We start from the raw sequence: 21,673 nt of genomic DNA, 5'->3' as shown, positions 1-21,673 counted from the left end.
AATATAAAGGACGCTCTCTTCGTCCTAATCCCTACTGCCCTGCGTACACTTCCAGTACCCCGGCCGCTCCCATACCGCCGCCGATGCACATCGTCACGACGCCAATGCCTCCTCCGCGTCTCCCCAATTCATGGATCAGCGATACAGACAGCTTGGCGCCCGTGCAGCCGAGCGGATGGCCGAGTGCAATGGCGCCTCCGTTCACATTGACCCGCTCCGGATCAAGTCTCAGCTCGCGAATGATAGGCACGCATTGGGCGGCGAATGCCTCGTTCAGCTCGAACAGATCAACGTCTTCTTTCGTAATGCCCGCTTTCCGAAGCGCCTTCGGGACCGCCTCGATCGGACCGATGCCCATAATCTCCGGCGCTACCCCCGCTACGCTGAAGCTGCGGAATACGGCGAGCGGCTTCAGCCCAAGCTCCTCTGCGCGGCTGCGGCTCATGACGATAACAGCTGCCGCCCCATCGCTCATCTGCGATGCGTTGCCTGCCGTAACCGTCCCCTCTCTTGCAAAAGAAGGCTTTAGTGACGACAACGTCTGTACCGTCGTCTCCGGCCTTACCCCCTCGTCAATCGCGAAGTTGAACATCTTCTGCCAAGGGCGTCCGCTGTCATCCGTGCCGGACCGGCTGGCCGTAATCGGCACAATCTCCGCTTGAAACAGCCCGGCAGCAATCGCTGTAGCCGCCTTCTGGTGGCTGGATGCAGCGAAGGCGTCCTGCAGCTCTCTGGATACGCCGTACCTGCGGGCAACCTCCTCTGCCGTATGCCCCATGCCCATATACACCTCTGGCATCGCATCTACGATACCGGGATGCGGCGACAGCCGGAAGCCGGTCATAGGCACATGGCTCATGCTCTCGACACCGCCCGCAATCACGGCGTCGGCTTCGCCAAGCCTGATCCGCTCCGCCGCATAAGCGATCGATTGCAGCCCCGACGCGCAGAACCGGTTCACCGTCACTGCCGGCGTCGTTACCGGCAAGCCTGCGTACAGCGAGATGACGCGCGCTACATTAAGCCCCTGCTCACCCTCCGGCATCGCGCAGCCGAAGATGACATCCTCAATGGCTTCCTTCGGCAGATTCGGTACCCGCTCCAGCGCACCCTGAATGACGGCCTTTCCCAGATCCTCCGCTCTGGTCTCCGCGAGACTTCCCTTTGATGCCTTTCCCACCGCCGTTCGGACTGCCGATACGATAACGGCATCCCGCTCATGCGGCGCAAATCTCTCCTGCCTGCTCATCGCACTCCCCCTCTCAATTGCGTAGCGGCTTGCCCGTGGCAAGCATATGGCTCATACGTTCCTGTGTCTTGCGCTCGCCGCATAGGCTGAGGAACGCCTCGCATTCCAAATCCAGCAAGTATTGCTCGCTTACTTCCGTTCCCGGCTTCACATCCCCGCCGGCAAGCACATGCGCCAGCTTGCCCCCGATTACTGCATCATGCTCGCTGATCATGCCGGACAGGCGCATCGCTTGGACCGCCAGCTTCAGCACGGCTTTGCCTTCCTTGCCGGCAACGGCAATCCGTTCCGCAGGCGGCGGCGCATAGCCGGCCCGATCAAGCTCCAGCACCGCCCGCTTCGCCTCCGAGATGCGCGCGTCCTGTCTTGTGATGACGCGATCCTGCGGACGGAGCAGACCAAGCCGCTTCGCGTCATGGCCGCTTGTCGACGCCTTCGCCATGGCGATGGTCTCGAACAATGCGTTAAGCGGCTGCTGGATATCGGCGCTTGCCCTCTGGCCTCCCGATGCGGCCACCGCTCGCTGGGCCGCCAGCGCCGCTGCCTCCTTGCAGCCCCCGCCTGCAGGAATAAGCCCAACGCCCGTCTCCACCAGCCCAAAGTAAGTCTCCGGCGACAGGATGATCTGATCCGCCGGCAAGCATGCCTCGACACCGCCGCCCAGTGTCATCCGGTGCGGCGCGGCTACGACAGGACGATCCAGCCGCTTCAGCCGCAGCATGCTGTCCTGGAAGAAGCGAATAATCTCCTCCACTTCATCCCATTCGCCGTTCTGAGCTTCCATCAGCAGCAGGACAAGATTGGCTCCGACGCAGAAGTTCCGGCCTTCATTGGCCAGCACCAGCCCTCGCCAGTTGCGGGACACCTCCTGCACCGACTGCCGGATCGCCGTCAGCACCTCGCCTCCTATCGCATTGTTCTGCGAATGGAATTCCAGGCAGGCCACCTCGTCACCCAGATCGATTAAGCTGGCTCCTGATGTTGAGAATACCGTACGTCCCGCAGACTTCAGTGCCGCCAGCGAGAGCACATCCTCTTCTTCCTTCTCCGCCGTGAAGCCTCCCCTCGCCGCATGGAACCGCTTCTGGCCGGATACGCGGTAGAAGCTCGTATGCCCCTCGGTTAGCCATTCCTCGACCCAAGCCGGAATCGTGTCGCCTTCCTGCTTCATCCGCGCGACCGACTCTTCCAGACCAATCGCGTCCCAGAGCTCGAAGGGACCAAGCTCCCAATTGAAGCCCCAGCGCATCGCCCTATCAATCTCTGTAATCGAATCCGCTATGACGCCAACTTGAGCAGCCGTATACAGTAGCGTCTTCTTCAGCGTCGACCATGCGAACTGGGCATGCTTATGGGCGGGATCAACGGCAAGCAGCGCCCGTGCTTTCGCAGCTGCGCCCTTCGCCGCCTTGGCTGCGTCGATGACCGGAGAAGTCACGCGCCGCTGCTCGCCGTACTCCAGCGTATCCAGTCGCAGCGATTCAATCCGGCTGCGGCCGTCCTCGCCTCTCAGCTTGCGGTAGAAGCCCTCGCCGGACTTCTCGCCAAGCCTGCCAAGCGATACAAGCCTGGCCAGCAGCTCCGGCCTCTCGAAGGTCGCCCGCTCGCTTTCATCGGCGCTTCGCTCCCGTACGTTGTCCACGACATGCAGGAGCGTATCGAGTCCGACCAGATCCAGCATGCGGAAGGTCGCGGTCTTAGGTCTGCCGATCGCCGGTCCCGTCAACGCATCGGCTTCTTCTACCGTAAGGCCGAAAGTCTCCGTATCGGCCAGCGTCACCATCATCCCGTAGGAGCCGATCCGGTTGGCAATGAAATTCGGTGTATCCTTTGCCAGCACCACGCCTTTGCCAAGCCGCTTCTCGCATAGCTCCGTCAGCAGCGCGACGGTTTCGGGGTCTGTATCGTCCGTCGGCACCACTTCGACCAGCTTCATATAACGCGGCGGGTTGAAGAAATGCGTCGCCGCAAAATGCCGCCGGAACTCCAGGCTCCTGCCCTCCGCCATCGTCGCGACTGACAAGCCTGACGTATTCGTGCTGACCAGCGTGCCGGGACGCCGCGCCGATTCGATGGCTGCGAGCACCTCCTGCTTGATGTCCAGCCGCTCAACGACCGCCTCGACGATCCAGTCGACATCGCCCAGACTGGGCAGGTGATCGGTCAGGTTGCCCGGCGTCACGCGCTTCACCCATGCGCTGTCGTAGAGCTGGGCAGGCTGCGCCCTCACCATTCGGGCTACCGCCGCGGCAGACAATCGATTGCGCACAGCGGCGTCAGATAGCGCAAGTCCCTTCTTCTCCTCCTCTTCGGTCAGCTTCTTCGGCGCGACGTCAAGCAGCAGGACGTTCATGCCCGCATTCGCCAAATGCGCGGCAATTCCCGCTCCCATCACACCGGAGCCGATAACGGCCGCATTGCGTATGGAACCCGCATTTTTCGTACGGGTCTGTTGGTTGGTCATCTATCGCCTCACCTCACGTTTATAGAATCAAGCCGTCTTATCCGGCTTGCTGTCATGCCCCGAAGACGCTGTCGGCAAGCAGCTCCGCCACATCTCGTGCAATGACGTTCTCTCCTTCCTGCAGCGACTTCAGCCCATCCTCCATCATCGTCAGACAGTACGGACAAGCCGAGCTGATGACGGAAGGCTTGACCGCAAGTGCTTGTGCAGTCCGCGCATAATTAACCCGCGTCCCGGCATGCTCCTCCATCCACATCAAGCCGCCGCCGGCTCCGCAGCACATGCCGTTTTTGCCCGAACGCTCCATCTCCTCGATGAACAGGCCGGGAATGGCTTTCAATATGGCTCTCGGCGCCTCATACGTATCGTTGTATCGCCCAAGATAACAGGAGTCATGTACCGTCACACGCTCCTCCACATCAAACTTCGGAGTGAGTCTTCCATCCGATACAAGCGCCGCCAGCAACTCGGTATGATGCGTAACCCTTATATCCGCTGGCAACCCGAAGTCCGGGTATTCGTTCTTGAATGTATTGTACGTATGGGGGCAGGCGGTGACGATTTGTTTCACCCCGTATTTGGCCAGCACGGCAATATTGTCCCGGCACAGTTCCTGAAACAGAAGCTCATTGCCGATGCGGCGGGCGGTGTCGCCTGAGCTGCGCTCCTCTTGGCCCAGCGTCGCGAAGTCTACGCGTGCCGATGCCAGCAAGCGAATCAGGTCGAACAACACGCGTCTGCTGCGCGTATCGTATGCTCCCATGGAGCCGGCCCACAGCAGAACCTCCGGCAGCCGATCCTGCGACTTGCGCTCGCTCATTGTATCGACCCGAATGCCCGTCTTTCGCTCGCACTCCTCAATCCAGGCCGCTCGCTCCGCACGCGGAAGCCCCCATGGATTGCTCTGGCGCTCAATGTTCTGCAAGGCGCGCTGTCCGTCGGACGGCAGGCTCCCCTCCATCAGCACCAGATATCTCCGCATGTCGATAATTTTGTCCACATGCTCGTTGCCGACTGGGCACTGTTCCTCGCAATTGCGGCAGGTCGTGCAGGACCACAGCTCATCTGCGGTAATGACATCCCCGATCAGCTCCAGCTCGGTCGGAGCCGCGCCTTCCCGCTTGCCCCATGCCGCGCCTTGAACCGCCATCGTAGGTCCGATATCGGTGCGGTACTGCGATTCCTCGCCTTCCCCGGATGCCGCCTCCCAAGCCGGCATGACCGCGCCCATGACGTGAGCCCCGCTGCTCACTCCTTTGCCGGACCATAATCCGGCGGGCAGCCATGGCGATTTGGACGTAAGGGCAGACCCTTTCTCCGTCAAATGATCTCTTAGCTTCACGATGAGATGCATGGGCGAAAGCAGCTTCCCCGTGCTTGCCGCCGGACACACATTCGTGCAGCGCCCGCATTCGACGCAGGCGTACAGATCCAGCAGCTGCTTCCGGTTGAAATCCTCGATCTTCCCCGCGCCGAACGACTCCGCTTCTTCATTCTCCAGATCAAGCGGCGTCAGTCTGCCCGGCGGTTCGTTCCGCCTGAACCACAGATTGACCGGAGCGGTAAGGAGATGAAAGTGCTTGGATTGCGGCACATAGACCAGAAAGCCAAGCAGGACCAACAAGTGCAGCCACCAGAATAGCTCGAATCCAGCTATGGCAAGCCCGCTTCCCTCCTGTACCCCGAGCAGCATCAGCAGCTGCGATATCGGCTCGCTGATCGGTGCGAAAGAAGCCTCCACCGATTCTGCAGATCCCGCCGCCAGCCGCTCGAAGGAGAGAGACAACAGCACCGTCAGCATAAGCGTGCCGATAAACCACATGACAAGCGACGGCTTCCATCCCCGTTTCAGCCGAATCAGCTTCTCGCCATAACGGCGGTATGCGCCATACAGCACAGCCGCGAGCACCAGCACAACCGTAATCTCCTGCATCCAGGAGAAAGCTCCGTAATACGGCAGCGGCAGCGGCTTGCCACCGTTCAGCCCTTTCCAGATCAGATCGAGTGCTCCGAATTGAAGCATCATGAAGCCGTAGAAATAGACGAGATGCATGACGCCGCTGCGAACATCGTTCAGCAGCCTGCGATGGCCGAGCACCTCGCCCGCAATGCCTTTGTGTCTGACAGGCTTGTGCCGCTCGAACACCGCCGGCGCTCCAATCCGCATATACCCGATGCGGCGAAGCACGACAGCCGCGAACATCCATACAGCGCTCCCTGTCAGCGCCGCGAACAGTATCCACCTCCCCCACATGATGACGTCTGGATAGCCTGCCAGTAGAAGCGCAGCCATATCGGCCGTAAGCTGCGCAGCCAGCGTCTGCCATATCCCTGTCATTCGCACAGCCCTCCCTGTCTCCCGTATTGCCCCAGCCTCGCCGGCTATGGCCGTCCTCCGGATGGGTCGGACAAGCTTGTAAAGCGCTTTCAAAAATGGCCGCGGTGCTCCAAGTATATGAACGGCATCCAATGAACATGCTTCGGGAGCGGCGAATGACCGGCGGTCTATTCGCTTCCCCAATGTCATAATGTAGCACTGATGGACAATACGTATTGGATGTCGGAAAGCCCTACTTTTGACCGACCGGGAGGGAAGCTTTCATGCCTAAAGTTGTCGTGTTGCTCAAGCAAACCTTCGACACCGAGGAAAAAATAATCGTCACCCCCCAAGGCGTAGACGAACGCGAGGCCAAATTCGTTATCAATCCGTACGACGAATACGCGCTGGAAGAAGCCATTCAGTTGAAAGAGAAGCTGGGCGGCGAGGTCATCGTCGTCACATGCGGAACGGAGCGGTCGCAGGAAGCGCTGCGGACGGCGCTTGCCGTCGGCGCGGACGAAGCGATCCGGCTGGACAGCGAGGGGCTGGGCGATGACAGCTATGCGGTCGCCGAGGCGCTGGCCGCGGTCATCAGCCCTCTCTCGCCCGACCTGCTGCTAGCAGGGCTGTTCGCCGTAGACAGCGGCTCCGGCAGCGTCGCGCTGCAGGTAGCCGAGCGCCTGGAGTTGCCCCACGCTTCCGCAGCGGTGAGGCTGACGCTGGGCACGGCTGAGGAGCTCGGCCTCACCCATTCCGTGCAAGCGGCGCAATACGCGCTGATCGAGCGAGATGCGGAAGGCGACACCGAGACGGTCGCCATTCCGCTTCCAGCGCTCATTACCGCCCAGCAAGGATTAAACGAGCCCCGCTATCCGTCCCTGCCCGGCATCATGAAGGCCAAGCGCAAGCCGCTGCGGACCGTCACGCTATCGGAGCTCGGGCTCAGCGCCGGAGACTCTGCCCGCACACAAAGAGCAGCGCTATCTCCTCCCCCGCCGCGCTCCACTGGCAAGCGGATTGCCGGCTCGCCGGAGGAGCAGGCAACGGGATTGATAGAGCTGCTGCGTACAGAAGCGAAAGTGCTGTAAGAGCTATGACAAGACTTCCCCGCCTATAACCAGATGTGAAAGGAGCTGTATCGCATGTCCAGAACGATACTAGTCTATGCCGAGCGGCGCGACGGTTCGCTGCGCCGCGTCGCCTTCGAGGCGCTCGGCGCAGCCAGGCGCCTCGCGGGCGAGGGCGGCTCGGTGCACGCCGTCCTCGCCGGAAGCGGCAGCGCGGCGGAAGACGCCGCTGCGCTGCATGCCAGAGGGGCGGATGTCGTGCATATGGCCGACGACCCTGCCCTTAAGGATTACGCGCCCGAGGCATATCTCGCCGTGCTGCGCGCAGCCATGGATGCGGTCAGGCCGGACGCGCTGCTGCTCGGCCATACCGCTCTGGGGCGCGAGCTCGCGCCCCGGGTGGCCGCAGCCTATGGCGCCGGCCACATCGCCGACGTCACCGCCATCGAGCCGTCCGCAGATGGCGCAGACGTCGGCTTCATCCGCCCGCTCTACGCCGGCAAGGCGTTCGAGCGGCGCAGCTTCCTGCCGGGGCACCCGTGGGTCGTCACGGTGCGCCCGAACAATCTGCCGCCGGCGGAGCCGCTGGATGCCGGCGGCAGCGGCGGCTCTGTACAGGCGCTGCCGTACGCGCCGCCGCAGCTCTGGACCGCCGTGCGCGGGATGCTGCGCCGCGCCAGCGGACAGCTTGATCTCGCCGAGGCCGACGTCGTCGTATCGGGAGGCCGGGGCGTGCGCAGCGCGGCGGGCTTCGAGCCGCTGCATGCGCTCGCCGCTGCGTTCGGCGGCGCAGTGGGCGCGTCCCGCGCCGCTTGCGACGCCGGCTACTGCGACTATGCCCTCCAGATCGGGCAGACCGGCAAAGTCGTGACGCCGCAGCTCTATATTGCCTGCGGCATCAGCGGCGCGATCCAGCACTTGGCCGGCATGAGCCAATCCCGTACGATCGTCGCGATTAACAAAGACCCCGACGCTCCAATCTTCAGCATCGCGGATTACGGCATCGTCGGCGACCTGTTCGAGGTCGTGCCGTTGCTTACCTCCGAAGTGCTTCGCGCCCGTCAGCAAGCCGACTAACGGGGGAGCATCCGTCCCTTATAGCCGCCCCCTTGGCCCAAGCGACAAGAAACCTCCGAATTTACCTGATTCGGAGGTTTCTCTTATGCCTGGCAATCCTATTTGCAGCCTGCCATCGTAAGCCGCGTTATATCCCCTGCTTTTCCGCTACCATCGCAAAATAGACAGGGAATCGTCCAGCTATCATCCGATGCTTGTCCGTATAATAGCGTATATGCCGGAATCCGGCCTCCGTCAAGAGGTTTTCCAACTGTCTCCTTCTCAAAAAACGGTCCTGTGAATGGCCTGAAGCATGCTCTGTTCCCCATGCAGCGCGCAGCTTTCGCAAAGCATACACAATCGTGCTCATGCTCCATATCCCCCGCCTATGAATCAAGTAATCTAGCGGATAACCCGAGCCATGTACAAGCAAAAAAAGCTTTCCACCTGCTTCAAGCACACGATACATCTCTCGAACCGCTGTCCTGGCGTCCAAATAATGAAGCGCAGCACGGCACACTGCCAGATCGAAGCTCGCCTCTTCCCAAGGCAAGCAGTGAACATCACCAATAGCCGTCTCGACTCGTTCTCCACCCTCCCGGCGATCTACAACATATCCCGTCTCGCCTGCATCACTCCGAGTCCCTCGCACATAACCGCCTTCTGTTCGAAGCCGTTCTCTCATAACCTCAATCGACTCTCTCGCCGCATCAATTCCACACACCCGCTCCCGACGCTCCGCCTTCAGCAAGGCAAAGCTCGTAGCGCCTCCGCCGCAGCATATATCGGCAATCCTTCGCCTGCCCGACGCCTCCTCGATGAGAAGCCGATCCAGCGGCTCCCGAAGATTCAACTGCCGCTCATACTCATAACAGCTATAGGCAAGTCCCCTGTCGGTCAATCCTCCGGAGGCAGATACCCATCCCCGTTCCTTCAGCTTAGCCACCGCAGAAGCTCTTATGATGGCCTCTTTGGATAAGCGTATGCCCGATTCCCGCGCGAACAAATACGCCATGCAGGCCAGCAGCTCACCATCCCGGAATAACTCCGCAACACTGCCATAGGGGGGCTTGTCCTCTATCCGCTCAGCCCGATCAACCATGTAGAACCATACCTACGGCTTGATGCTCGTAATGCTCAATGGACGTGCAGTCGTAGTCACTAAGCATTCGCTCGATTTTGCGATGAGTCCCGCCAAGTCCGTAATATCTTCTGAAGCTATTGGACCACGTCGATTGGAAAATGCGGGGTTGCTCCTTGTCCAGATCATACGGATGAATATAAAACAAGAAATAATCATGGCCCTTCAGCCATGACGTCACGCCATAACGGAACACTTCATACGGATACAACCGGTAGTACCCACCGCCACCCCATGGAATATGCAGACTCCCGATCCTGTGCGCAGGCAACGGATATTCAGTCAGCCTTCCTTTGATTCGGAAGGAGGAGCCGGAATTCGGGTATCCGCTCAAGCCCCCTGAATCGCCACCGAACGAATTGGGCATCAAGCTGGAATCATAATTAAAGCCCTCCTCCTCCAGCAGCTCCAGTCCCCATTCCGTCATAGAGAAGCACGGCGCCCGGTATCCACGAACCTCCGAGCCGGTCAGCTGCTCCAGCAGAGATTTGGAATGCCTAATATCCTCCTTGAACTCCAGTCGCGACTGCTTATAGACCAGCCGGTGCGCGTAGCCATGGGATGCAATCTCATGGCCCCGCCGGTGAATCTCCTTCACCAGTTCGGGTTTATGCTCCGCAATCCAGCCCAATACAAAAAACGTCCCCTTCGCATTCTTTTCGTCCAGCATATCCAGCAGCAGATGCGTTGGCTTCTCCAATCTGAACGGATAGCGCTTCCAATCGGCAAGTGACAACTCCGGGCTGCAAAACCAGTCTTCCAGATCTACCGTAAAAATCATGTCCAACGGCTTCACCCTCTCTGCTTCTATTCTCATTGAATCTGCGGCAAAAAGTTTGAACTCCCTCTATTATAAGGGATATTATGAGCGAATAGGAAATTATTAGAGACGAATCCAAAGGTAAACGAACACGCAAAAAAAGCCGGTCCCGGCAATGAAATCTGCTCGAAACCAGCCTCTCTCGTTACTATGCGAAATCAGGAATCGCAATTTCCCTGATGCAGTCAGGCGCTTCGTACCATTCATCATGAACGGCGTTCGTAACGGGATAGGAACGGAGCAAGTAGCTCTCCGGCGCCTCCATATGCTTGCGCAACTTGCCGAATTCCGTCAGCTTCGGATTTAGCCAATCCTCGACGCCTTCCTCATCCAGCACAATCGGCAAGCGCGGCTGCCAGACAGACATCGATCCGCTGGTGGCTGCCGTCAGCATGGTGAAAGCACGTACTTCCTTGCCGCTTGAATGGCGCCAGCAGTCATACATGCCAGCTATGCCAAGCACCGCATGGCCGGGCAGCACGGTATGCATAGCTCTCGGCTCCCGCTCCTTGCCGAACATCTTCTGCCCGTAAAATCCGCTGCACGGAATCACACAGCGCTGCCGCTTCATCATGCGATGCAGGAATGGCTTATCTGGCAAAGCCGCAGAGTCGGCATTCACCGAATCTTTGGCCCAGAAGGGAAACAACCCCCATCTGGATTCCTGCAACACGCGCGTATCGTGACGATCATTCATAATGATGGACACGTTCTGGGTCGGCGCTACGTTGAACCGATTCGTGTGTCCGACCACCACTTTTTTGATCCCAAACCGCTCTACAATCTCACTCATATCCACCGTCAACGAAAACCGTTCAATCATCGCTGGATCGCTCCTTTAGCCTCATGGCTGCGTAATTGAATCCAGTTTTTGTAGGTTGGTGGAAAATTATTCATGAATTTTTTCGTAGCCTGTTGGGCAGCCTAGGTTAGTTGACGGTATGGATCATTTAGGTCGTAAACCGTTTTCTGAACTTGAGCGGCGGCATGCCGGTGTGCGATGCGAAGAGACGGGAGAAATGCGGGGTTTGCCGGAAGCCGGTCTCCTCCGCCACTCTCGCAATCGTCCAGTCGGTCTTGATGAGCAGCAGCTTCGCCTGGTCAAGCCGGTAATACAGCAAATACTGCTGCGGAGTACAACCGAACACTTCCGTCATACAGCGAGTGATATAGTTCGTATGGAGATCAAGCACCTCACTCAGCATCGTATTGCTGATGGAGGTCCGGTAATTCAATTTCAAATAAGCCGCCGCACGCTCCGCTACGGATACGGCAGCCTTAGCTGCGTCCGAACGCCAGCCTTCATCCAGCATCTGAAGCAGATGCAGGAATCGCTGCTGCCGGTCCCAGAATGCTCCGTGAGAGGAGCTCTTGGCCGCCTCATGCAGCTGGGAAAAGATAAGCTTCGCCTCATCCGGATAATTCAGCTTCATCTTCTTGGGCAAACGGATGGCATAGGTATAGTAATCGCCCCGGATGCTGCCAGGCTGATTGTCCTCGGTCTCCTCCCATGCTCCGACGGTCTGGAAGTGCACCCAATCGAACACCGTCTCCTCATCACAAGGCCGAAAGGAATAATGCCAGCGATCCGGCCGCAAGATGAGCACATCTCCCGGCTTCAATGTCCATTTATGGTTCTCCTCGGCGACATAAAGCGTTCCCTCATTCACGAACAGCAGATCGAATACGCCAAGATTCGTCCGATTGGGATGCTCCTCGCCAGGTCTATATGTTATTCGGTTCGACTCTACGAAAAAAGGCAGAGGCGGCGAACGAAACGTTAGTAATAAATCTTCTGACACGCTGATCTCTCTCCCCGATGCATAGCTGCATTAATTCCCATGAATACTGCCATGTTACTTGAAGAGCCGATCGTTTGTCCATACTCTATTTCCCGCAAGCTCTGTCTATGTCTGTTCAGCCAAAAGAGCCTTGTTCTGCCGATGGCTCATCGTAGAATCAAGGCTCTTCCCTATAACATGCGAACAATCGCACTCCAGCATATATGAATCGCTCCTGTTATAACGATATGCTCTGAATGCCATGGAACATCGTCGCCATAAAAATCTGATCCCCCAGCACATCGACATCCGTCACCGGGAAACCAAGCTGGACAGACAGCAGCACCAGTCGGTCCGCTATGTAGACGAGCTTGAACAGTCCTTGGTCGGTACACACATAAATACTGCCCCGCTTCGGAACTATGGAATAGATTATCTTTTTCCCGAATTGAATTCGGTCGAACCGACCCTTCCTGTCCCCTACCACCAATTCGCCCTGATCCGTCGCACCAATCAAATGGCCCCGATAGACTGCCAGGCTGGTAATGCATCGCTGCAGCTCAAAATGCGCCCATTCATCCATGAATCGGTCATATAAGGAGATTCCGGTATCATGACCCACGATGACATATTGAGGAAGACTAATAAAATCAAATACATGCTTCCCCTCGCAAGAGAGCTGACCCCACTTCGACCCCGTCCGGATCCATAATCCGTCCGACGTTGAAGCGTAGCATGCGCCTCCAAGCCTGCGATATTGATAACACGGCAACGTCAGGCCGTCTTGCTCCCACGTTTCTCCGTTCCACTCATATAACCCGTTATTCGTGCAAGCATGAAGCAGCTCCTGGTGAAGCTGAAGCCGATGGATTCCAGTCGTATCAGGCAACCCCGTTCCAAGCTTCCCCCACTCAGATTCATCTTCAATTGAATATACCCCATGCCCGACCGTAGCAGCAACTACGCCATAAGGCCCAGCCGTGACAGCGGAGAATGGGAATAAAAGCCAATTCCATGGCTGTTTGGTTCCTGTCTGCATGATTTCAAATCCCTTTCCGCGCACAGAACAAGGGCCGTTTCACTCGGTTACGCTTACCCTTCTATCCGCCTATTTACTGATAACTATTATCAATTAAATGATAAACATTCTCACAGGCAATTGTCAACCTCGCCCTATCGCCCATTTTTCTAAAAACAGGCCAATGCCTACGCGACAGCTCTCCTGCACCCAAGCAAACCTCCACATTAGCCCGTAGTATAAAGAAATTACCTAGGAGGTGCTTCAACTGAACGAGTTCAAACGTCGTTACCGCAAACGTTCAACAAAAAAACAGACGTTAAAAATCAAAACGTCCAATAACGGCAACTATCCGAAAAGACATAAAAAAATAGCTGTCGCTAAGAGAAAACGCCTCTTCATCTCAGGAACAAGAAGAAGATATCGTCCTCGTACTCAACACAATCATCGTGACCATCATAGCGACGAATATAGCGAGCTCAGAGGTCAGCTCGGTTCAATAGGACCCCAGGGACCTGAAGGTGAGCGCGGCAAAAGAGGCGATGATGGTGATCGCGGCAAGCGCGGCCGCACCGGACCCACTGGTGCGACGGGTTCGACGGGTTCGACGGGCGCGACGGGCGCGACAGGCGCGACAGGCGCGACAGGCGCTACCGGAGCCACAGGCGTGACAGGTGCGCCCGGTATCTCTGGGGCAACGGGGTCCACAGGTGCTACAGGCGCGACGGGTATCTCTGGGGCAACGGGGTCCACAGGCGCGACAGGCGCGACGGGATCCACAGGTGCAACCGGACCATCAGGCGGGCCCCCAGGACCCACTGGCTCGACGGGAGCCACAGGCGTACAAGGACCGATCGGGTCACAAGGGCCTGTCGGACCACCAGGAAGCACTGGACCTCAAGGGCCTCAAGGCATTCAAGGAGAACCCGGCCCGCAAGGACAGCAAGGACAGCAAGGTCCGCAAGGACCCCAAGGTAATGCCGGACAGCAAGGGCCACAAGGTCCTCAAGGGCTTGTAGGAAACACTGGGGCAACAGGATCCACAGGCGCAACCGGAGCGACCGGCGCAAACGGCGCCGCAGGGGCAAACGGCGCTGCAGGGGCAACTGGGGCGACCGGAGCGACCGGTGCTGAAGGTCCAGTCGGGCCTCAAGGACCTCAGGGCTTCGTCGGACCTCAAGGAGCTGTCGGACAGCAAGGACCGCAAGGAGCTCAAGGACCAATCGGGAATACTGGAGCTGTCGGGCAGCAAGGACCGCAAGGAACTCAAGGACCGATCGGAAATACTGGAGCAACGGGAGCAACCGGAGCGACCGGGGGTACCGGAGCTGCCGGACAGCAAGGACCACAAGGAGCTCAAGGACCGATCGGGAATACTGGAGCTACGGGCGCAACCGGAGCGACCGGCGGTACCGGAGCTACAGGTGCAACTGGCGGTACGGGAACTACCGGCGATGCCGGACCGACCGGGCCAACTGGACCGACCGGCAATACCGGAGCCACAGGCGCTACAGGCACCGGCGCTACTGGGACCACCGGACCGACAGGACCAACTGGACCAACCGGCGGTACTGGAGCTACAGGTGCAACTGGCGGTACGGGAACTACCGGCGATACCGGACTGACAGGACCAACTGGACCAACCGGCGGTACCGGAGCAACAGGCGCTACAGGCATCGGCGCTACGGGGGCCACCGGACCGACAGGACCAACTGGACCAACCGGCGATACTGGAGCCACAGGCGATACAGGAGCTACAGGAGTTACAGGCGTTACGGGAACTACGGGAGCTACGGGAAATACCGGAGCTACGGGGCTAACGGGGCCAACTGGACCGACGGGAGCGACCGGCGACACTGGCGCTACAGGCACTGGCGCTACAGGAGTGACCGGACCAACAGGGCCTACGGGACCAACCGGAGGTACCGGACCAACAGGCGCTACAGGTAGCGGGGCCATTATTCCATTCGCATCCGGGGAACCGCTTGTTATGAGCACTATCCTTGGAGGCTTGGCCGGTACCGCAGGTCTTGTTGGCTTCGGAATTAGTGGTCCGACATTAAATGTACTCGGTGCCACCATTGATCTGACAGGTGCTACAGGAACACTGCTCAATTTCGCTTTCACTGTCCCTAGAAACGGAATCATCACATCCATCGCCGCTTACTTCAGCACAACTCTGGCTCTCAGTTTATTGGGCTCGACAATCACGGTAAACGCTCAGCTTTATGGCTCACCAACACCAAACAATCTTTTCAGCCCGATAACCGGAACAAATGTCACGCTAACGCCGAATTTGACTGGGTTGCTAGTGCCTGCCGGCACGATCAGCAATGGCATCTTAACAGGGCTATCTATCCCTGTGGCAGCTCAGACTCGCCTCCTGCTCGTCTTCTCTATTTCAGCAGCAGGAGCATCTCTTATCAATACAGTCGCCGGCTATGCCAGTGCAGGCGTTACGATCGACTAAACCTCACTCAACCCAACAATCTATTTCCCACAGACCAAGTGCCAGCTTGGTCTGTTTTTTTCTTTATTCATACGATAGCAGCTAATTTTCACGTTCTACTTATAGAATTATTGTATTCACTACCAATCTTCAATTCTTCTACTCTTGCCTATTAACTTGTAATTTTCCCATGCTAAAACGTACAAGCCGATACTATTACTTTTACATAGAATAGATGAATTACAAGGAGGTGTTATCACTGAAAAAAAATGATGAGCACAAAAAGTTGCGGATTATTAAAAAAAGATCTGGCCAAGATCAAGAACTGATTATCCTTTCCAAACATTCGAAAAAAAGCTGCAAACACAAAAAGAAACACAAATCATGTAAAAAAGAAAAGTGTGAGTGCTGTACTGGACCAAGAGGACCGGAAGACCATCGATGTAAAAGAGAAAAATGTGATAAATGCGGTCATAAGGGACAAGTAGGAGCTACAGGGCCAACGGGGGCGACAGGTTCTACAGGTTATACTGGCTCTACTGGCTCTACTGGCTCTACTGGCTCTACTGGCTCTACTGGCGCTACTGGCGCAACTGGCGCTACAGGTTCTACCGGAGCAACTGGAACTACAGGTGCAACGGGTTCCACAGGTGTGACAGGCGCGACTGGCATAACAGGATCAACTGGACCGACTGGGCCAACTGGTACTACTGGCGACGATGGCGCGACCGGACCAACCGGACCTACGGGATCTTCTGGCACAACTGGCGCTACAGGTTCTACCGGAGCAACTGGAACTACAGGTGCAACGGGTTCCACAGGTGTGACAGGTGCGACTGGCGTAACAGGTTCAACTGGACCGACTGGGCCAACTGGTACTACTGGCGACGATGGCGCGACTGGACCTACGGGATCTTCTGGCACAACTGGCGCTACCGGTTCTACCGGAGCAACTGGAACTACAGGTGCAACGGGTTCCACAGGTGTGACAGGTGCGACTGGCGTAACAGGTTCAACTGGACCTACCGGGCCAACTGGTACTACTGGCGACGATGGCGCGACCGGACCAACCGGACCTACGGGATCTTCTGGCACAACTGGCGCTACCGGTTCTACCGGAGCAACTGGAACTACAGGTGCAACGGGTTCCACAGGTGTGACAGGTGCGACTGGCGTAACAGGATCAACTGGACCTACCGGGCCAACTGGTACTACTGGCAACGATGGCGCGACTGGACCTACCGGACCGACAGGGGCAACCGGAGCCACTGGCGTTGATGGTGCAGCCGGACCTACTGGGCCGACGGGCGCGGACGGCGCTACAGGGGCCGACGGTGCAACCGGACCTACTGGACCGACGGGGGCTGACGGCGCTACGGGGGCCGATGGGGCAACCGGACCTACTGGGCCGACGGGCGCGGACGGCGCTACGGGGGCCGATGGTACAACGGGGCCTACTGGGCCGACGGGCGCGGATGGCGCTACGGGGGCCGATGGTGCAACCGGACCTACTGGGCCGACGGGCGCGGACGGCGCTACAGGGGCCGATGGTGCAACGGGGCCTACTGGGCCGACGGGCGCGGACGGCGCTACAGGGGCCGATGGTGCAACGGGGCCTACTGGGCCGACGGGCGCGGACGGCGCTACAGGGGCCGATGGTGCAACTGGGCCTACTGGGCCGACGGGTACCGATGGTGCAACTGGGCCTGCTGGGCCGACGGGGGCCGACGGGGCAACGGGACCTACTGGACCGACGGGCGCAGACGGCGCTACGGGGGCCGACGGGGCAACCGGACCTACTGGGCCGACGGGCGCGGACGGCGCTACGGGGGCCGACGGGGCAACCGGACCTACTGGGCCGACGGGCGCGGACGGCGCTACGGGGGCCGACGGGGCAACAGGACCTACTGGGCCGACGGGCGCGGACGGCGCTACGGGGGCCGACGGGGCAACAGGAGCCACTGGTCCAACAGGCGCAACAGGCACGGGAGGTGGAGCAATTATCCCTTATGCATCCGGTTTGGCACTTGCTTTAACAACTATTGCTGGCGGACTTGCAGGGACTGGTGGACTCCTTGGTTTCGGTACCAGTGCCCCGACACCAACCATACTTGGTGGTGCAATCGACTTGACAGGACCTGGTGGTGTCGACATAAACTACGCCTTCTCCATGCCACGCAACGGTACAATTACAGCGATTGCAGCTTATTTCAGTACAACAGCAGGTCTCAACATTCCGGGAACAGATATAACGATCCAAGTTCAATTATATAGCTCCACTACCCCCGATAATATTTTCAACCCTATTGCGGGAACACTTGTCAGTCTCTTTCCTCCTTTAAGCGGTGTAGTTAATATTGGAACATTTAGCAATGCTGCACTTACGGGTCTTAGTATTCCTGTATCGACAGAAACACGATTGCTGCTCGTATATTCTGCAGTTGCATCTGGTTTTAACCTCATTAATGCGGTTGTCGGATACGGTAGCGCGGGACTAACGATTGAATAGTCATTACTCGTAGAAGCCTAGCCTAGAACTTGGCTTCTTCTCCTGTTTTATCGGTCTTTAAAGCAATCCGCTCTCTTATGTGCATACACACATTTTCTAATAAAAGGGAAAATACCTAAATGAACGCACATACAGAATCTATTTTCCCTTCGTAATATAAGGAAGAATACAAGGAGGTGTTTTAACTGGATTATCCATCTAGCAAAAAGAAATCTATCAAGATAATCAAGCGTCGCTCAAACAGCACGATTTCCATTCATTCTGGTGATTCTTCTCATTGCAAGAAGAAGAAAAAGAAGAGATGGAAAAACGATGACTGTAACAAAGAAACCTTTACCCACAGACCAAGAGGACACAGAGGGCCTCCAGGACCTCCAGGACCTGAAGGACCTGAAGGACCGGTTGGACCTGAAGGACCTAGAGGAAAGCGCGGTAAAAGAGGCAAAGACGGTAAGAGAGGCAAAGACGGTGACAGAGGAAAAGATGGTGATAGAGGCAAACGCGGACGTCCCGGACCGACGGGGCCGACTGGACCGACGGGATCTTTCAATGTTGGTGACGGGCTATTCAATGTCATCGGACCAATTGGTTCAGCTACAGTTGGCTTTGGTGAGGATCTGATTTTTGAATCCGATACGCTTGACATTGTCGTTTCGGAAGGTTCCGCAATTGTTCGTCTGGAAGTACCGACCGGCAGCACTGGCATTACAGGACCAACAGGTGCTACCGGCGCAACCGGTGAAACGGGCGCTACGGGGGCTACAGGTGAGACGGGGGCCACTGGTGCAACTGGATCGACCGGGGCCACTGGTTCCGGAGCAACTGGGGCCACTGGCGCTACAGGGGCTACAGGTGAGACTGGCGCCACTGGCGCCACTGGATCGACCGGGGCCACTGGTTCCGGAGCAACTGGTGCCACTGGCGCTACAGGGGCTACAGGTGAAACTGGTACGACTGGCGCAACTGGTGCGACCGGGGCCACTGGTTCTGGAGCAACCGGCGCAACCGGCGCAACGGGCGCTACAGGTACTACAGGTGTGACTGGCGCTACAGGTGCCACTGGTTCCGGAGCAACTGGTGCAACGGGCGCTACAGGTGCTACAGGTGAGACTGGTGTGACTGGCGCAACGGGCGCTACAGGTGCCACTGGTTCCGGAGCAACTGGCGCGACTGGCGCTACAGGGGCTACAGGGGCTACAGGTGAGACCGGTGTGACTGGCGCAACGGGCGCTACAGGTGCCACTGGTTCCGGAGCAACTGGCGCGACTGGCGCGACTGGCGCTACAGGGGCTACAGGTGAGACCGGTGTGACTGGCGCAACGGGCGCTACAGGTGCCACTGGTTCCGGAACAACTGGAGCGACTGGCGCTACAGGTGATACTGGTGCGACTGGCGCTACGGGTGCGACCGGTGCCACTGGTTCCGGAGCAACTGGTGCAACGGGCGCTACAGGTGCTACAGGTGAGACTGGTGCGACTGGTGTGACTGGCGCAACTGGTGCTACAGGTGCTACAGGTGCCACTGGTTCCGGAGCAACTGGTGCAACGGGCGCGACTGGCGCTACGGGAGCGACTGGAACTAGCGGATCAACCGGCGCGACCGGACCGACAGGACCTACAGGCGGTACTGGATCAACTGGTGCGACTGGACCTACAGGTGCGGATGGCGCGACTGGCGCGACCGGACCTACAGGTGCAACTGGCGTGGATGGTGCGACTGGCGCTACCGGACCTACAGGTGCAACTGGCGTGGATGGTGCGACTGGCGCTACCGGACCTACAGGTGCAACGGGCGTAGATGGTGCGACTGGCGCGACCGGTCCTACAGGTGCAACGGGCGTGGATGGTGCGACTGGCGCGACCGGACCTACAGGTGCAACGGGCGTGGACGGTGCGACTGGCGCGACCGGACCTACAGGTGCGGATGGTGCAACGGGCGCGGATGGTACGACTGGTGCCACTGGACCGACAGGGCCTACGGGTGCTGACGGGGCTACAGGTGCGACTGGCGCGGATGGCGCGACTGGACCGACTGGACCTACAGGTGCTGACGGGGCCACAGGTGCTACTGGCGCAGATGGCGCGACTGGACCTACAGGTGCTGATGGGGCTACAGGTGCTACTGGCGCAGATGGCGCGACTGGACCTACAGGTGCTGACGGGGCTACAGGTGCTACTGGCGCAGATGGTGCAACCGGACCAACTGGACCTACGGGTGCTGACGGGGCGACGGGTGCTACTGGCGCAGATGGCGCGACTGGACCTACAGGTGCTGACGGGGCTACAGGTGCTACTGGCGCAGATGGCACAACCGGACCGACTGGACCTACGGGTGCTGACGGGGCGACGGGTGCTACTGGCGCAGATGGCGCGACTGGACCTACAGGTGCTGACGGGGCTACAGGTGCTACTGGCGCAGATGGCGCAACCGGACCGACTGGACCTACGGGTGCTGACGGGGCGACGGGTGCTACTGGCGCAGATGGCGCGACTGGACCTACGGGTGCTGACGGGGCTACTGGCGCGGATGGCGCAACCGGACCAACTGGACCTACGGGTGCTGACGGGGCGACGGGTGCTACAGGTGCTGACGGGGCTACTGGCGCGGATGGAGCAACCGGACCAACTGGACCTACGGGGGCTGACGGAGCTACAGGCGCGGATGGTGCTACTGGCCCGACTGGACCTACGGGGGCTGACGGGGCTACTGGCGCGGATGGTGCGACTGGCCCGACTGGACCTACGGGGGCTGACGGGGCTACTGGCGCGGATGGCGCTACTGGCCCGACTGGACCTACGGGGGCCGATGGTGCGACGGGTGCTACAGGAGCAACCGGACCTACGGTAACTTCAGAAGGATTCTCTGCTTTAACTACAGCCGCTGGTGTTGCCGCTTCGCAACAAATTGTTAACTGGACTGTTACTGACCCTTATTTTGCTGACCCTAGCTTCAACCCAGTAACTGGAGTATACACTGTTCCTACAACTGGCAGATATCTAATTACTGCGACAATTGGTTATACAACAACAGCCGCCATTACAATTAACTTAGGACCCGGTATTGACCCAGCCTTTGTCGTACGCAGAATTACTGACGCAACAGATCTTATTACAGGTCTTTTCCCTGTACTGAACGTCAACGTCGTCTTGGTCCTGACATTACGCGCTGTACTTGGTAATGGCACAGTTACTTTGGCTGGCGAAGTCGAACTTACAGCCGGAGAAACTGTTGGATTGTTCTATGTCTCCGATGGATTAACTCTTGCACTGGATTTAGGAGGAGCAGGCAGCGGCGTCTACTGGTCCATTAACCAACTTGCATAATCTATTTTTAGCTCTGCCAGTTCAATAATCACTAAACTTGATGGCCCTTGGTCCTCTAATAGAGAGACCAAGGGCCTTTTGTGTATATGAAATAAGACATCCTTTTCTCTCAAAGCAACCTTCTTTACCGAACTTATCATTTTTGATCAATAATATTGCGGTCCCATTTAATCAGACAGAAAAATTGCAAGACCTGTCCCCTCCCCTCCTTCAGCACAATCCAGCTATTTTTTCTAATTGACTTAATTTATTATAGTAATTTAGAAGCGAATTAGCGGAAGGTACTCCATAAAAGCAACTATTAATCACACAACTGCAGCTGTTATATCAATAGCATTAGGAGCAGGTATCTTCCCCTCTTTCCGAGTTAGACGCACATCACCTGGCACAACAGATCTCATTGTAGCGGACTTCCCTATTTTAAATGTCAATATTGCGTTGTTGTTAAGTTTGAGGACTATTTTAGGAAGTGGAGC

General features: G+C 58.0%; 14 protein-coding genes. 6 read left to right on the top strand and 8 right to left on the bottom strand.

What is annotated here, in order from left to right; genetic code table 11:
- Nucleotides 1-31: 31 nt before the first annotated feature.
- Genes AC0YNW_RS08495 through AC0YNW_RS08485 form a run of 3 tightly spaced genes read right to left on the bottom strand, consistent with a single transcriptional unit; the run spans nt 32 to nt 5,967 of the window.
- Entirely contained in the window at nt 32-1,249 is a 1,218-nt protein-coding gene (locus AC0YNW_RS08495) for an acetyl-CoA C-acyltransferase (RefSeq protein ID WP_475831569.1), read from the bottom strand.
- A gap of 13 nt (nt 1,250-1,262) precedes the next feature.
- The gene (locus AC0YNW_RS08490) at nt 1,263-3,713 is read right to left on the bottom strand and encodes a 3-hydroxyacyl-CoA dehydrogenase/enoyl-CoA hydratase family protein (RefSeq protein ID WP_475831568.1); all 2,451 of its coding nucleotides are present in this window, start codon (nt 3,711-3,713) and stop codon (nt 1,263-1,265) included.
- A 52-nt stretch (nt 3,714-3,765) separates the two neighbouring features.
- On the bottom strand, nt 3,766-5,967 hold the full coding sequence (locus tag AC0YNW_RS08485; protein ID WP_475832187.1) for a (Fe-S)-binding protein: 2,202 nt from the start codon (nt 5,965-5,967) through the stop codon (nt 3,766-3,768).
- Between the two features lie 347 nt (nt 5,968-6,314).
- Here AC0YNW_RS08485 and AC0YNW_RS08480 point away from each other — a divergent pair, with 347 nt between their 5' ends.
- Together AC0YNW_RS08480 and AC0YNW_RS08475 are read left to right on the top strand one after the other, a co-directional pair.
- The gene (locus AC0YNW_RS08480; protein WP_475831567.1) at nt 6,315-7,121 is read left to right on the top strand and encodes an electron transfer flavoprotein subunit beta/FixA family protein; all 807 of its coding nucleotides are present in this window, start codon (nt 6,315-6,317) and stop codon (nt 7,119-7,121) included.
- A 54-nt stretch (nt 7,122-7,175) separates the two neighbouring features.
- Nucleotides 7,176-8,177, top strand: a complete 1,002-nt coding sequence (locus AC0YNW_RS08475; RefSeq protein ID WP_475831566.1) for an electron transfer flavoprotein subunit alpha/FixB family protein — start codon at nt 7,176-7,178, stop codon at nt 8,175-8,177.
- Between the two features lie 127 nt (nt 8,178-8,304).
- Here AC0YNW_RS08475 and AC0YNW_RS08470 read toward each other — a convergent pair whose 3' ends face one another.
- The 5 genes from AC0YNW_RS08470 to AC0YNW_RS08450 form a co-directional block, all read right to left on the bottom strand.
- The gene (locus tag AC0YNW_RS08470; RefSeq protein WP_475831565.1) at nt 8,305-9,258 is read right to left on the bottom strand and encodes a class I SAM-dependent methyltransferase; all 954 of its coding nucleotides are present in this window, start codon (nt 9,256-9,258) and stop codon (nt 8,305-8,307) included.
- Entirely contained in the window at nt 9,251-10,093 is an 843-nt protein-coding gene (locus AC0YNW_RS08465; RefSeq protein WP_475831564.1) for a polysaccharide deacetylase family protein, read from the bottom strand. Before AC0YNW_RS08465 ends, AC0YNW_RS08470 begins: the two co-directional genes overlap by 8 nt.
- A gap of 172 nt (nt 10,094-10,265) precedes the next feature.
- Nucleotides 10,266-10,940: an SOS response-associated peptidase gene (locus AC0YNW_RS08460; protein ID WP_475831563.1), complete on the bottom strand. Its 675-nt coding sequence runs from the start codon at nt 10,938-10,940 to the stop codon at nt 10,266-10,268.
- Between the two features lie 127 nt (nt 10,941-11,067).
- Nucleotides 11,068-11,919 carry an AraC family transcriptional regulator gene (locus AC0YNW_RS08455; RefSeq protein ID WP_387470484.1) on the bottom strand — a complete coding sequence of 284 codons (852 nt, stop codon included), beginning with the start codon at nt 11,917-11,919 and terminating at the stop codon, nt 11,068-11,070.
- 217 nt (nt 11,920-12,136) lie between these two features.
- Nucleotides 12,137-12,937, bottom strand: coding sequence for a hypothetical protein (locus tag AC0YNW_RS08450; protein ID WP_475831562.1), 801 nt, complete (start codon nt 12,935-12,937; stop codon nt 12,137-12,139).
- A 238-nt stretch (nt 12,938-13,175) separates the two neighbouring features.
- Between AC0YNW_RS08450 and AC0YNW_RS08445 the strand changes: the two genes are divergently transcribed.
- From AC0YNW_RS08445 to AC0YNW_RS08430, 4 genes are all read left to right on the top strand, one after another.
- Complete coding sequence (locus AC0YNW_RS08445; RefSeq protein ID WP_475831561.1) at nt 13,176-15,386, top strand: exosporium glycoprotein BclB-related protein; 2,211 nt, start codon at nt 13,176-13,178, stop codon at nt 15,384-15,386.
- 265 nt (nt 15,387-15,651) lie between these two features.
- Nucleotides 15,652-17,874 carry an exosporium glycoprotein BclB-related protein gene (locus AC0YNW_RS08440; protein WP_475831560.1) on the top strand — a complete coding sequence of 741 codons (2,223 nt, stop codon included), beginning with the start codon at nt 15,652-15,654 and terminating at the stop codon, nt 17,872-17,874.
- A 312-nt stretch (nt 17,875-18,186) separates the two neighbouring features.
- Nucleotides 18,187-18,495 carry a hypothetical protein gene (locus tag AC0YNW_RS08435; RefSeq protein ID WP_387470490.1) on the top strand — a complete coding sequence of 103 codons (309 nt, stop codon included), beginning with the start codon at nt 18,187-18,189 and terminating at the stop codon, nt 18,493-18,495.
- Entirely contained in the window at nt 18,450-21,197 is a 2,748-nt protein-coding gene (locus AC0YNW_RS08430) for a collagen-like protein (RefSeq protein WP_475832186.1), read from the top strand. Before AC0YNW_RS08435 ends, AC0YNW_RS08430 begins: the two co-directional genes overlap by 46 nt.
- The last annotated feature ends 476 nt before the right edge of the window (nt 21,198-21,673 follow it).

This window comes from Paenibacillus sp. J31R120 (assembly GCF_056269225.1).
Note: the sequence above shows the minus strand (reverse complement) of the source record. Positions and strands in the feature narration are given on the sequence as shown.

Excerpts from the sequence above, each read along its gene's own strand:
- AC0YNW_RS08435 (WP_387470490.1), top strand. The coding sequence starts at position 18,187 with ATGACTGTAACAAAGAAACCTTTACCCACAGACCAAGAGGACACAGAG.
- AC0YNW_RS08490 (WP_475831568.1), bottom strand. The coding sequence starts at position 3,713 with ATGACCAACCAACAGACCCGTACGAAAAATGCGGGTTCCATACGCAAT.
- AC0YNW_RS08450 (WP_475831562.1), bottom strand. The coding sequence starts at position 12,937 with ATGCAGACAGGAACCAAACAGCCATGGAATTGGCTTTTATTCCCATTC.
- AC0YNW_RS08475 (WP_475831566.1), top strand. The coding sequence starts at position 7,176 with ATGTCCAGAACGATACTAGTCTATGCCGAGCGGCGCGACGGTTCGCTG.
- AC0YNW_RS08485 (WP_475832187.1), bottom strand. The coding sequence starts at position 5,967 with ATGTGGGGGAGGTGGATACTGTTCGCGGCGCTGACAGGGAGCGCTGTA.
- AC0YNW_RS08470 (WP_475831565.1), bottom strand. The coding sequence starts at position 9,258 with ATGGTTGATCGGGCTGAGCGGATAGAGGACAAGCCCCCCTATGGCAGT.
- AC0YNW_RS08460 (WP_475831563.1), bottom strand. The coding sequence starts at position 10,940 with ATGATTGAACGGTTTTCGTTGACGGTGGATATGAGTGAGATTGTAGAG.
- AC0YNW_RS08480 (WP_475831567.1), top strand. The coding sequence starts at position 6,315 with ATGCCTAAAGTTGTCGTGTTGCTCAAGCAAACCTTCGACACCGAGGAA.
- AC0YNW_RS08495 (WP_475831569.1), bottom strand. The coding sequence starts at position 1,249 with ATGAGCAGGCAGGAGAGATTTGCGCCGCATGAGCGGGATGCCGTTATC.